The organism is Halonotius aquaticus, assembly GCF_003605575.1.
Classification (GTDB): Archaea; Halobacteriota; Halobacteria; order Halobacteriales; family Haloferacaceae; genus Halonotius; species Halonotius aquaticus.
Genome location: NZ_QKNY01000007.1, coordinates 114,052 through 126,743 on the forward strand (window position 1 = coordinate 114,052; position 12,692 = coordinate 126,743).

The window sequence follows — 12,692 nt, forward strand, 5'->3', positions numbered from 1 at the left end:
GGGCGGCGACCTGCGACTCCGGGTCACGTGATTACAGGTGCTCGCCCAGCGCGGTCAACGAGTCGATCGTGGCGCGTGGCTCGACCGGCAGCGACACGTCGCCGTTGTGCGGTCGGCGAATAAAGATCGCGTCCAACCCCGCCCGCCGTGCGGCCATCACATCGGTCGCGCGGTCGCCAACATAGACGCCGTCGGTGCCGCCGAGAGCTTCCCGGCCGGCCAGCAGATAGTGCGGATTCGGTTTACGCCGATAGAAACCACCGACGCCGGGTTCGCGGCCGCGGGCGTAGGCAAACCCATCGAGGTCGTAGTGGTCGACGACGAATTCGACGACGGCGTCGTAGTTGTTGCTGATGAGCCCGAGGGTGTAGTCGTCGGTGAACCCATCGAGCGCGTCGCTGTCGGGATACAGCGTTCGATCGCCGGCCGCAAGCCGATCGATCGTGTGGCTCGCGCTGTGACGCTCCCGCCGGCGATAGAAGGCGACGGGATCAATCCCGAGACGCTCACAGCCGCGGACAAACTCGGTGTCGTACTTGTAGCCGGCCAACAGCGATCGCGTATCGTCGTCGACGCCGAGTCCGGCTTCGGCGATCGCCTCGTCGAGTGCGTCGTCGTGGACAGCCGGATCGGTGCCGTGGCCCTCCAGGATGACGCCATCCATATCGAACAACAGGAGCTGGTCGCCGTCGGTCATATCGGGTGCTGGGGTGGCGGCCGCATCTACCTGTCGGTGGGCCATCTCAGCGCACCAACCCCCGCGTGTAGGCTGACAGCCCCTCGGTGACGACGACAACGCCGAGGATGATCAGGAGGATCATGGCGGTCGACTGCCAGGCGAAGGCGTTGACCGACTGGAACAGCTGGACGCCGATCCCGCCGGCACCGACGAAGCCAAGCACCGTCGAATCCCGGATGTTGATATCCCACCGGTAGATCGCCAGACCGATCAGCGCAGGCTTGACCTGCGGTAAGATGCCGTACAAGAGGAGTTGCAGCGACGAGGCCCCGGTCGCCCGGACGGCTTCAACTTGGCCAAAGTCGATCTCCTCGATCTCCTCGCCGAGCAGTTTGCCGAGGAAGCCGACCGATCGGAAGGCGATGGCGACCGCGCCGGCCAGCGGCCCGGAGCCAAATGTTACCACGAAGATCAACGCCCAGATGATCGTGTTGACCGAGCGGCTGACGGTGACGATCAGCTTTCCCAGCCAGAAGGTCGCCGCGTTCGGCGTGGTGTTTTCGGCGGCCAACAGCGCGACCGGGATCGACAACACCAGCGCGCCGACCGTTCCGAGCGCGGCGATATGGATCGTCTCGATCAGCGGCCCGATGATCTGGGGTGTGTATGCGACATCCGGTGGATACATCCGCGTCAGGAGGTCGGCGATCTCCCGTGGGACGGTGTTGGGGTCGACGACACCGATATCCATGAACTGCCAGGAGGCGATCACGACGACGGCGGCGGTAAGCACCGCAATGAACCGGCCGAGTCGGCGGCGACGGTCGAACCGTTCCCAACTGGGTTGTTCCGTCGACATTATTGGTACCTCCGTCTGACAACCGCGCTGACGCCCTCAGCGAACAACACGACGACGATGATCGACAGCAGGATCGCCGAGACGTACTGGTAGTCATAGCGGTTGAACGCTGTCAACAGCACCGAGCCGATGCCGCCCGCGCCGACGATGCCGATCACCGTTGAGGTGCGGATGTTGATATCCCAGCGGTACACAGACAAACCGGCAAACCGCGGGATGATCTGGGGCACAACACCGTACAGCAGCGTTTGGATCGGCGACGACCCCGTGGCTCGCACGGCGTCGACCGCGCCCATATCGATATCCTCGATATCCTCGGCCAACAGCTTCGAGAAGAAGCCGACTGTTTTGAATGTGATCGTGATAATGCCGGCCAGCGGGCCGAAGCCGACGGCCTTGACCGCGAGGATGGCGACGATGATCGCGTTGAACGCCCGGGAGATCGAGATGAAGCCGCGGTTGAGCGCGTACAGCGGTTTCGGCGAGATGTTCTCGGCAGCCATGAACGCGATGGGGATGCTGACGGCGATCCCGGTGACGGTAGCGACCATCGCCATCGCCACGCTTTCGAGCATCTTGGCGATGATGCGGTCGAACTCGCGGGCGGTCGCATCCGGCGGCAGGAAGTCGCCGATGAGTACCGCCGTGTTACCGATCCCCTGCAGCACCCGGCTTGGGTCGAACCCGATGCCAACCGCTGACCACGCGAAAAACGCGAGCAAGCCGGCGTAGACGGCCCACTTGACGCGCCGGGTGCGGAAGATCGTCGGCCGCTGCCACGTCCGTTCACCCGTCGCCACGTCAGACGCCTCCCGCCGCCGATCCGGTGGTCGTCAGCGGCACCTCTTGATCGTCTGTCTCAGTTGGCTTCTCGCCATCAGTTGTCGTATCGGGGACATCCGCTCCGCGGTAGACGCGATCCAGAGCTTCCTCATCAAGATCGTCGGGTGTCCCCTCGAAGACGAGTTCGCCGTCATGGAGGCCGACGATGCGGTCGGCGTGATCGAGCGCAAGGTTCACCTCATGGATGTTGATCAACACCGGGATCGACCGATCGGCGGCGATGTCGGTCAGCAGCTGCATGACGGTGTTTGAGGTTTCGGGATCGAGACTGGAGGTCGGCTCATCGACCAGCAGGATCTTCGGCTCTTGGATCACCGCGCGTGCGATGCCGACCCGCTGGCGTTGGCCTCCAGAGAGCTCATCGACGCGTTTGTCGGCCATCTCACCGAGGCCAACCTGCTCAAGGATCTCGTAGGCGCGCTCGATATCCGCCGGCGGGAACGACCGCCGAAACGCCTGCCACGCCGAAACGTAGCCCAGTCGGCCCGAAAGCACGTTTTCCATAACGGTGAGCCGCTCGATGAGATTGTACTCCTGGAAGATCATCCCGATATCCCGGCGGGCGGCTCGCAGGTCGTCGGTGTCGAGCGCCGTTAGCTCCGTGCCGTCGAGGTCGATCTCGCCACCGCTGGGCTCGGTGAGTCGATTGACACAGCGGATGAAGGTGCTTTTACCGGCTCCGCTTGGGCCGATCATCGCGACGGTTTCGCTGCCTTCGACCGATGTGGTGACACCGCGCAGCGCCTCGTCGCCGGTGTCGTAGGTCTTCTGTAGGTTGGTGACGTGGAGCATTATTCTCCCAGCGCGCTTTGGGTGTAGTTGACGTCGTTGTACCGCTGGATGACCATGATGTCCTTCCAGTGTTTGCGGTAGGTGATCGGGACGAACTGATTGTACCCCGTCCGGTCGGCATAGGCGGTTCCGGAGTAATCAGTGTCGAGCCATGCCGCTTCGATCCCCTCGACGATGTCTGGATGGAGGTTGTATCGGTAGGCGATGGGGCCGTTCGGGAACGGTGCAGAAGCCCACACAACCTTGAAATCGTCGTACGAGAGGCTGCTGTTCGCATCGACTGTGTCCTTGAAACAGGTCGAACAGATCGGGCCGGCGTCGTAGTCGCCGTTGGCGATCCCACGGGTCGTGTTGCCGTGCCCGCCCGAGAAGTTCACCTCATAATCCTCGGTAGGTGTCACATCGAAGTACTGATCGAACAGTGCCGACGGGGCTTGATGGCCGGAGTTTGAGGCCGGCTCGGAGTGGCCGATTGTCACGTCGTCGCGGCCGAAGTCCTCCACACTCTGGATGCTGTTGGCGTCGGCTCGGGTCGTCGCAAACAGCCGATAGCCGAAGGCTCCGTCAGCGGTGAGCCCGGCCGCAAACGGGACGGCGCCGGCGAGGTTGACCGCAAACGCCGTTGTCCCCGTCGAGAAGTTGGCGATATGGGCGCGCTCCGAGCGCATCGCCTCGACGGAGGCGGCGTAGCTGTTGACCTTGTTGAACTCGACTTCCTTGCCGGTCTCCTCGCGGATGCTCTCGAACAGCGCCGCGAAATCATCCTCGTAGCGCCCCTGGACGTCCTCGCTTGGGCTGACGGTGAACACGAGGGTGTCGGGATCGAGGAACTCGCCCTCGTCGCTGGGGGCCTCCCGAACCGGATCGCCGTGCGGTACTTCCTCGACCTCACGGTTCCCCATGTTTTCGAGATCGGCTTCCGAACCGCGTTCATACCCCTTGTCGACCAACGGCGTCGAGAGGTAGTTGTTCTCCTCCCATTGGGGGTTTGCAGGGTCGAACGAGCTGGCGTCTGCCAGTAACGGATCCTCGCCACCACCACTCGATCCGTCATCGGTACTTGTCGATTGGGAGCCGGTACAGCCGGCAACAGCGATCGTCAGTGCGGCGGCCGAACCTTTCAGGAACTGTCGTCGTCGATCGTTGGGTGCCATCAGGTGGGGTAAACAGCTTCTCGCCCTTGAACTATCGTAATAGTTATATGTTGGCCGATAGAGTGATTTCAACCGCTGGGTAGCGATAGCTACCGCTACAGCAACGCTATAGTGGACTAGCTATCACAATAGATCTATATACGGGACAGCGACGGGTGGGCGTGTCGTGGCACGTCTGGAAGACGACGGACAGCGGGAGCAAGCGGTGAGATGACACGCCCACTGACGCCGTTCAGCAGTGAGAGACAAAAACGTCGCTATGAGTGATATATACTGATCTATTGTGGTTCTGGCACTGACGCGCCGAGGTCGGAACGTACAAATATGTTCTTGGGATATTACCCAGCGATGACCAAGATAAGCGTGGAGGTGCCAGATGAGCTGCTTGCGGATCTCGACGCCCATGTCGGTGAGGGCAAGAAGTTCGTCAATCGGAGTGAAGCGGTACGGGCCTCGATCCGAAAGACGCTGGATCAGCTTGATGAGATTGACGCCAGACAGGGGCGGATCGACGATGAGTAATGCTGCTGCGCCCGGCGGTGGCACCGACCGGCAAGCAGTCGGCCAGGTTGCCTTGCTTGGGTTGTTCGTCACCGCATTGGTGACCGCACAGGTGACTGCCGCGAAGCTGTTAGCCCTCCCGCTGCCGTTTGGGCTGGAGCTACCGGTCGTCGGAGCTTCTATTACCCTTCCTGGCGCGGCACTTGCGTATGCATTGACATTCTTTGCCTCGGACTGCTACTCAGAGCTCTATGGTCGCCGGGCCGCCCAGATCATGGTCAATGTTGGCTTCGCACTCAACTTTGTCGTCCTGCTGTTGGTGTTTTCAACGCTTGAAGCACCCGGGGTCATTCCGAAGGTGAACCAAGCGTTCAGTACCGCTCTCGCCCCTAGTGCCAACATCGTCTTGGGGAGCCTGCTAGCGTATCTTGTTAGTCAAAATTGGGACGTGATCCTCTTTCATAAGATACGTGAGTTCACCGGACAGGGGCATCTCTGGCTGCGAAATATTGCCTCAACGGCGAGCAGTCAGGCCATCGATACCGTGATTTTCATCGGGATCGCTTTCTATCTCGCGCCTATGCTACTGGGGATCGGCCGCGTGGAGGATCCGAATTTCTTGATTGGACTCATCGTCGGTCAATACCTGCTGAAACTGCTGATCGCCCTGCTCGACACGCCGGTCGTCTATCTGGTCGTTCGGCTGGTCGGCCGCGTGAGGGATAAACCGAACCCCGCTGCGTTCGGGAACTGATCGACACCGGCAGAGCAAAACAGCGATCGGCTCGCTGCCGACTACCGCTGTTCCGGCGGTCGTGTTTTCCGCTCCTGTTCAGGATGCTTGATGAAGACCGTCGTGTGATCTGGCACGTCATCGGTCACCCACGCGTTGGCCTCGATGCTCACGTGATCACCGATGGTGATCGGGCCGAGGAGCTTGCTTCCGGCCCCAAGGACGACGTTGTCGCCGATCGTCGGATGACGTTTGTACCCTTTCTTGAGTGCGTGTTCGTCGTTTTCATCCTCCTCAAAGTGAAGCGCCCCGAGGGTTACCTCCTGATAGATGCGCGCCCAGTCGCCAACCTCGGCGGTTTCGCCGATGACGACGCCGCTGCCGTGATCGATAAAGAAGTACTCGCCGAGCTCCGCACCGGGATGGATGTCGATCCCGCTGACGCTTTTGGCGGCCTCCGAGAGCTCCCGAGCGTAGACGCCCTCGCCTTCCTCGTAGATCGCATGCGCAACGCGGTGTACCATCGTTGCATGAAAGCCCGGGTACGAGCGGATGATCTCGACGTAGCTCTTGGCGGCGGGATCGCCCTTGTAGGCGGCCTCGACGTCGCGTTTGAGGAGCTCCCGGATCGTCGGCAATTGATCGAGGACGTTGGTGACGACCGTTGCCAGACACTGGTTGGCATACGGCTGAATCCCCTGACAGAACCGTTGGCCTAACTGATCGAGCGTTTCGCTGACCGCGTCGGCGTCGCCAACGAGCTCTGACCCGTTCCAACAGCCCGGAAACAGCAGCTGGCGGAGCAAACCGATCTCCTCGACTGTCGCCGCTCGCTCGGGAAACGCTGACTGCTGGTGTGTCCGGAACCGGTCGTCATCGTCGGCCGCGTAGGCCTCAACCAACGACTCGTGGGCGGTACCGGTATACGTGTACTCCATTGGCTGATAGTTGCGCTCTGAGAACTTTAGTACCTCGCGTTCGTGCGACAGCCGAGCACAGCGAGTCGCCCGCCGCGATGTTATCGATTGAACTTCACGCCGGATTTTGTCAGCGAGTGCCTGATAAATCGGTGTTCGACAACCTTCTCGACCTCACCGCGGCGTGAACAGACCTCAAGTTCCTTGAAATCGTATTCCTGTTGGATTCGTTTGCCGTACTTGTAGGCCTTTTTCGCGCTTGGCGCGGAGGCGAAGGCGAACCGGTCGGTCGACGGCACGACGAGCCACGACGAAAGGAAATCGCTGTACTCGACCCGCAGGGACTCGAAGTGCTCGTTCCAGTAGATGTCGCCGACGCTGTTTGGGGTATCCCACCGCAGCGTGCAGGGATGGTGGTCGCTGGTCAGCTGTTTCGAGGCGGTTCGCATTGCCATCATCCGCCGGTCATGGCGGGAAAACACCGTTGCCTCGCTTGGATTCCGGCGGTACTCTCGGACGAGATAGCCATCGTCGCTGGCGATAACCTCAAGCGGCTGTCTCGATGGCGGCAGATCGATCGTCCCGATCGCCTTCGGGATCGGCCCGGTTCGTTCCTCAAGCTCACCCTCGGACTCGCCGCCGGGCACTGTCGGCCCCGATGGCCCGGTTGGGCCGCCGATGCCGCCGGGCTGACCCCCGCCGACCGGCGACGCGCGATCGGTTGTCACACCGGTATCGGCTGGCCGGCCGCCGTCGGCTGGCTGTACCGTTGGATCCGGGACATCGGCGATCGCGGCAGCAAGATCACGGATGGTTCTGAATCGATCCTGTTTGTCCGGGGCCATCGCCCGTTCGATCACCTGATCGAGTTCGGTCGGAAGCTCGGGACGGTGCTCGCTTGGCGGGGTCGGTCCGTCGACGACCGCCTGTGAGATCTCGATTTGGCTCCCCTCGTAGGGTGGCTCGCCGACCGCTAGCGTGTAGATGATCGCCCCGACCTGGTAGATGTCAGTCATCGAGTCCGGCTCGCCGAACTGGTCGGGATGGAACTGCTCGGGTGCGCTGAAGGCGACCGAGACGCCGCTGTCGGTGCTGCCCTCTAAGGGCCGCGAGGAGGTGCCCCAGTCGGCGATCTTAGCGACATCCCACATGCCGGCCTCGGTCGTCCGGAACAACACGTTCTCCGGCTTGAGATCGAGATGCGAGATCCCCTCGTAGTGGGCGAGTTCAACCCCGCGGGCAATGCAGTCGATGATCCACTGCAACTCTGGGATCTCGTATGGCTCGCTTCGGCTCGCCAGCCGGTCGCCGAGCGAGCCGCCGTCCATGTACTCCATGGCGATCCACGGCAACTCCTCGCCGGTGTCGATAACGCCGACAAGGTGTTCGTAGTCGGTGTAGAGCTGTTTTTCACGCTCTCGGGTATCGAGCTTCCGCCACGTCTGGGCCTCGCGAATAAACTCCTTGGCAGCCGACGCCGGCAGTGTTCGCTCCTCGTGGGTCGGCTCCTTGACCGCGACCACCCGCGGCTCAGCGTGTGTCGTCACCCTCGCCTTGTAGACGGTGGCGTGGCCGCCGCCACCAAGCCGGTCGACGATCTGGAGATCGTCGTACGTCAGCGACCGGCGTGGCGGACTCGCCACGGACGAGACATCCGGGCGACGCGACGGTGGCATGCCTCAACCTTAGGACTGGATTCGTATAGAGGTTAGCACTCCGACAGTGTTCAGCCCGACGCTCGGGCATAGAGCCCCTCGATCCGGTCGCTGAGAGCAGCCAGTTCCGCCTGCCACTCTTCGTCTAACTCCTCTGTGTGGTGGAGGCCGCCCGCCTTGCTGTCGAGGCGTCGCTCGATTTGTTCGACACGGGCGTTGATCTCCTTGTAGTCTGACGAGTCCAGCGGGTGTGAGGCAAGAAACGACTGGAGTTCGGCGATAACGCTCCGGCTTTCGGCAACCGAGTCCGTGCTGGCGGCTCGCAACGCGTTGGCTAGCGTTCTGGCGTGGGCGGCCGGGCTGACGCCAGCGGCCTGCTCGGCTGCTGGACTGCGTTGAGAGCCCTCACGCTCGACAGTAGCCTGCAGCGTGAGACTGATGCCGATTGTCAGCCGACAGTCGTCGGTGATCGCGGCGGCGTCACCCGCCGTCAGCGTGTGGGTTCGGAGATTGGTGCTGAGGCTGACCGGATTCGTGCTCCCGTGGTTGCGGACGCTGATCCCGCGTGAGATCGGCGAGAGTTCAACCGGGGGTCGGCCCTCCGTCTTTCGTGAGACGGTTGCATCACGGACGCCGAGGTCGACGCGCTGGCCGTCGGTTTCGGCTACGATCGTCTTACTGCCGTCGCCGAGCCGGTAGATCCCCACCCGCGAGTCGATCGGCACGCGGGTCGGGGTTGCGTCCTCGCTGGCCGGATCCGACAACAGATATCGCTTCATCCCCCATCCCACGCGTCCAAACTCGGGTCGGTTGCCTCGATGGCGGCTGTCAGGTGGGCCTGTGAGATCGGGACGACCGAGTCGGCATCCCGGGCCTGCTTCAGGGCGTTGCGTGCGGCTGTCGAGGCGATGATCTCGAGGTCGCTGGCAACGTAGCCATCGGTCTGTACTTTGATCTCCTCCCAATCGATCTCGTCGGTGACGACCGGTCGATCCCGGAGGTGAATCCGCAGGATGGCCGCCCGCGCCGTCGCATCCGGCGGTGGCACCTCGATGCGCTCGTCGAACCGCCGCCAGGCCGCGCCGTCGAGTTCCTCCGGCAGGTTTGTTGCGCCAACGACCACCACATCCTCGCCTTTCGTTTCAGACATCTCGGTGAGGAACTGGGTGATCATCTGGCTCTCGCTCATCGTTTTGTTTGTCGATCCACTGCGTTCGGCGGCGATGGCGTCGATCTCATCGAGAAAGAGCAGACAGGGCTGGTTGTCGCGGGCGACCGCGAACAGGTCGGCCATGTTGTCGGCGGCCTCCCCGACCAGCGAGCTGGTGATATCTGAGGCTTGGGCGATGACAACGTTGTACCCCAACTCGCCAGCCAGTGCCTCCGTGATGTACGTCTTGCCGGTGCCCGGCGGGCCGTGTAGGAGGACGCCGTTGACGACGCCGAGATCGTACTCCTCGTACAACTCAGGCCGTTGCAGCGGGTCGATGACCTGATCTTTCAGCGTCTCCTTGAGGTCGGTCATCCCGCCAACGTCGCTGAAATCCATCTCCGGTGGGGGTTCGAGAAACGTTTCGGGATCGGTGCCGGTGTCGTCGGCGTCGCCCCGTTGGTCGGCTGTGGTGCCGTCGCCGGTGGCTGTCGTCGTGGTCGCCGAACCACCGGTGCTGCCACCGCCCTCGTCGACAAGCGGCTTGTCGCTTTCGAGCCGTTCGGCCGCGGTTGCAAGATTGGCCGCCAACTCCTTGCGCTCGGTGGCCAGCCGTGGGTTGGTTTCGAGGTCAGCGAGATCCTCAAGCACGCCGACACACTGCCGGTAGTAGCGGGCGGCCGCCGACGGCTGGCCCTCCTCGCGGGCGGCCTCGGCGTGGCTCCGGTAGCGCTCGTACTCGGATTCGAGATGGCTCTTCTGGGCACTCCGCTTCAGCGACATGGGTTAGAGGCTTGGCTCGCCGTCCTCGATGTCGACATCGAAGTCATCCGGTTCGACCTCGACGGTGTCGTCGATATCGACCTGTTCGTGGTTGATGTCGCCGGCGGCCATCTCCTCCATGAGCTCTAGTTCCTCGTCGGCTCCGGTCTCCAGATCTTGATCGAGGATTTCCACGTCGAGGGCCTCCTGCACCTGCTTCATATCCTCGATCTCAAGCCCGAATTCGGCCATCTGATCCATCACCTCTCGTTGGAGTTCTTGGGCGTTGAGTTCGTCATCGAAGAGGTGATCGAGTTCGTATGACTCGCCGTCGCCGTTGTGCATCGCCAATACCTCACGCATCCCCTCGATAGAGATGACGGTGCCGAGCTTGATGCTGTTGGTTTTGTGTTTTTTCTTTTTGACCTCGTATTTTTTCTTCTCGAATTTGGCCTTCTGGGCGTACTGCTGGCGGCGGAACTCATCGGCCTCCGCGCCCTTCTGGAGCAGCTTTTGATACCGCTCGGCGTGTTTGTCCATCTCGGATTCGATCTGTCTGAGGCTCTGTTCGAGTTTCGTCTTATCCTTCCGGAGCTCAGTCCGACTGTAGACGCTTTCATCGAGTAGCGTTGCCGTGTCGGCGGTGCCGAACCGCTCTTGTACCCACGATCGAATGTCCATTATCTTCCTCTATGGATTCGAGGTATAATGCCTTTTGCCCATGGGTAAGGGGTTAGCGGGTCGCGCATGCTGCTATATCGGGATCTCAGTCGTTGTGATGGCGTGATGGCCAGCTCATGGCACACCTGGAGTATCGTCTGGCATCCGCAACTGGTTGGAGCGCTCCAACAGTGAACCTATTAGTGAGGAAAACATACATTTATGAGACTATCAGGCGTCTCATGATCTTCCCCTCGACTCCCCTGTTGGTTCAGGGACGGCCGTCGTCGCCGCCATCGACAGCGGCGCGTGGGGGATCGTCGGCGACACCGCCGGCGGGGACGCCCCAAGCTACCCTCCATTCGCGGCTGCTGGTCGTCCGGCCGGCCGCTCCTACCGCTTTCGTATGACCGACTGTCAAGACTGGCTCACCGAGCTCACTCACGCCGCCGATCGCATCCTCAACGAGGATCTCGCCGCCCTCCAGCGGATGCCGGAGCTTGCCAGACTCGACCGGTATGAATCGATCACACGCGACGAGGAGGCTCTCCGCTGGGAGTTCACCAAGGAGTGCAACGGGTTTCTGACCAGCAGCGAAGAGGATCGATTGCGCGGCGAACTCCGCCTCGCGCGGTTGCTGTTGGCGGCGAGCTTCTACGCCGAGGGCGAGGTGCCGGAATCGATCGCTGACGACTTCATCGAGCCGGAACTCCAGGCTGTCGTCGACTTCGATCGCTTCAAACGGTTCGATACGCTGGATGAATCGCAACTCGAAGCGCGTATCCAGCGATTAGACGGGGAGGTGACCGAGTTGCTGGAGACGTACGCCGACTCGACGGTCGCCAACATCGACGCCCTGCTGGAAAACCCGGATGTCCAACAGGATGTGATCGACCGCCTGCTCGACCGGTATGAGGAACGTCGCGAGCGTGTTCGCCAGGCGATCTTCCTCTATGCTGAGACTCACGGCCTCGACACCCTTGGCGGTGACCTCGCACTCGACGACGTCGAGCAACCCGCGGAACCCGGCGGTCGCCCGACCGATGCCGCCGGCGGGGCAGGCGCTGCTGCCCTCGCTGCCGACGCCAGTGATCAATCAGCCGACAGCACCGGTAGTTCGCCGACTGACACCCGGACTGCGGCTACGGCCGCCGACAGCGATACCGTCACCGCCGCGACCGCCCGGCTTTTCGAGTTGGATTATCTCGGCCGCTTCGAGACCTCGATGCAGGAGGCAGACGTGATCCACTTGCCTGATGGGTCGTTTTCGGTTCCTGATGGCTACTGGGCGGGTCGTTGTAGCCGCCGAAACGAACGTGATCGCATGGCTGACCTCCTCGATACGAACGGTGGCGACGTGGCGGCCCATCCGGTCAACCCGACGGCGCGCTACGCGATCACCGACTCGAAGTACTTCGGCCTCACCAGCGAGACGCGGATGGTCATCGAGGCGACGGTCTACTCCCACCTCACCCAGCACGCCAGCGAAGGCGTCGATGCAACCCCGGCCGGCGTCGATGACCTCGTCGCCATCGTCGGTGAGACGGTCGATGAGGCAGCCGACCGCGCAGCCCCGTCCCTGCTTGGGATCGCCTCGCCAACCGGCTGGACAGATCGTGTTATTAGCCACGTGCAGGACGATGATCTCAGCCGAACACATTACGGCCCCCACGTGAGCGTCTGCCTGATCGATCTCCAGCGCGGCGACCTCATCTACGATTCGACCGATTCTGTCGTCAGCGAAAACGCCGATCTGTTTGAGCGCGCGGTTCAGGCAGACGCTGTCGCCGACTGCGTTGACACTCTCCGGGCCCAGTATCTGGAGGGACTTGGCCGAGAAACGCTTCTACTTACTGCTGCCACCGAGGAGACGGGGTATGACCGCCACGTCGTCAGACAGGCTTTCTCCCGGTTGGAAGCCGACGACGAGGGCGAAGTGTTCTCGATCGACGAGGACGGCGTTGCCTTCGAGTTCCGGTAGCGGTCA

At 62.1% G+C, this 12,692-nt stretch carries 13 protein-coding genes; 3 read left to right on the forward strand and 10 right to left on the reverse strand.

All coding sequences use genetic code 11. The features are described from left to right. Positions 1 to 31: 31 nt before the first annotated feature. The 5 genes from DM826_RS05405 to DM826_RS05425 are packed head-to-tail and all read right to left on the reverse strand — an operon-like array spanning position 32 to position 4,327. The gene (locus DM826_RS05405; RefSeq protein WP_120102461.1) at positions 32 to 697 is read right to left on the reverse strand and encodes an HAD family hydrolase; all 666 of its coding nucleotides are present in this window, start codon (positions 695 to 697) and stop codon (positions 32 to 34) included. A 46-nt stretch (positions 698 to 743) separates the two neighbouring features. Further along, positions 744 to 1,538 carry a phosphonate ABC transporter, permease protein PhnE gene (gene phnE, locus DM826_RS05410; RefSeq protein WP_120102314.1) on the reverse strand — a complete coding sequence of 265 codons (795 nt, stop codon included), beginning with the start codon at positions 1,536 to 1,538 and terminating at the stop codon, positions 744 to 746. Then, positions 1,538 to 2,338 carry a phosphonate ABC transporter, permease protein PhnE gene (phnE, locus tag DM826_RS05415; RefSeq protein ID WP_120102316.1) on the reverse strand — a complete coding sequence of 267 codons (801 nt, stop codon included), beginning with the start codon at positions 2,336 to 2,338 and terminating at the stop codon, positions 1,538 to 1,540. The genes phnE (DM826_RS05410) and phnE (DM826_RS05415) overlap by 1 nt, the downstream gene beginning before the upstream one ends. 1 nt (position 2,339) lies before the next feature. Continuing rightward, positions 2,340 to 3,173: a phosphonate ABC transporter ATP-binding protein gene (gene phnC, locus DM826_RS05420; protein WP_120102319.1), complete on the reverse strand. Its 834-nt coding sequence runs from the start codon at positions 3,171 to 3,173 to the stop codon at positions 2,340 to 2,342. Continuing rightward, positions 3,173 to 4,327 (reverse strand): substrate-binding domain-containing protein, encoded by a 1,155-nt coding sequence (locus DM826_RS05425; protein ID WP_120102322.1) that lies wholly within the window; start codon positions 4,325 to 4,327, stop codon positions 3,173 to 3,175. The genes phnC and DM826_RS05425 overlap by 1 nt, the downstream gene beginning before the upstream one ends. Before the next feature lie 348 nt (positions 4,328 to 4,675). Between DM826_RS05425 and DM826_RS05430 the strand changes: the two genes are divergently transcribed. Together DM826_RS05430 and DM826_RS05435 are read left to right on the forward strand one after the other, a co-directional pair. Beyond that, on the forward strand, positions 4,676 to 4,849 hold the full coding sequence (locus DM826_RS05430) for a ribbon-helix-helix domain-containing protein (RefSeq protein ID WP_120102325.1): 174 nt from the start codon (positions 4,676 to 4,678) through the stop codon (positions 4,847 to 4,849). Beyond that, positions 4,842 to 5,582 (forward strand): queuosine precursor transporter, encoded by a 741-nt coding sequence (locus DM826_RS05435; RefSeq protein WP_120102328.1) that lies wholly within the window; start codon positions 4,842 to 4,844, stop codon positions 5,580 to 5,582. Before DM826_RS05430 ends, DM826_RS05435 begins: the two co-directional genes overlap by 8 nt. 41 nt (positions 5,583 to 5,623) lie before the next feature. Here DM826_RS05435 and epsC read toward each other — a convergent pair whose 3' ends face one another. The 5 genes from epsC to DM826_RS13140 form a co-directional block, all read right to left on the reverse strand. Further along, on the reverse strand, positions 5,624 to 6,499 hold the full coding sequence (gene epsC / locus DM826_RS05440; protein ID WP_120102331.1) for a serine O-acetyltransferase EpsC: 876 nt from the start codon (positions 6,497 to 6,499) through the stop codon (positions 5,624 to 5,626). An 80-nt stretch (positions 6,500 to 6,579) separates the two neighbouring features. Then, the gene (locus tag DM826_RS05445; RefSeq protein WP_120102333.1) at positions 6,580 to 8,154 is read right to left on the reverse strand and encodes a serine/threonine-protein kinase; all 1,575 of its coding nucleotides are present in this window, start codon (positions 8,152 to 8,154) and stop codon (positions 6,580 to 6,582) included. Positions 8,155 to 8,204: 50 nt separating this feature from the next. Further along, positions 8,205 to 8,912 (reverse strand): hypothetical protein, encoded by a 708-nt coding sequence (locus tag DM826_RS05450; RefSeq protein WP_120102335.1) that lies wholly within the window; start codon positions 8,910 to 8,912, stop codon positions 8,205 to 8,207. After that, positions 8,909 to 10,066 (reverse strand): ATP-binding protein, encoded by a 1,158-nt coding sequence (locus DM826_RS05455; RefSeq protein ID WP_120102338.1) that lies wholly within the window; start codon positions 10,064 to 10,066, stop codon positions 8,909 to 8,911. Before DM826_RS05455 ends, DM826_RS05450 begins: the two co-directional genes overlap by 4 nt. A 3-nt stretch (positions 10,067 to 10,069) precedes the next feature. Further along, a complete protein-coding gene (locus tag DM826_RS13140) occupies positions 10,070 to 10,726 on the reverse strand; it encodes a hypothetical protein (RefSeq protein WP_205738802.1) in 657 nt (218 codons plus the stop codon). 385 nt (positions 10,727 to 11,111) lie between these two features. Between DM826_RS13140 and DM826_RS05465 the strand changes: the two genes are divergently transcribed. Then, positions 11,112 to 12,686 (forward strand): hypothetical protein, encoded by a 1,575-nt coding sequence (locus DM826_RS05465; protein WP_120102340.1) that lies wholly within the window; start codon positions 11,112 to 11,114, stop codon positions 12,684 to 12,686. Positions 12,687 to 12,692: the final 6 nt, after the last annotated feature.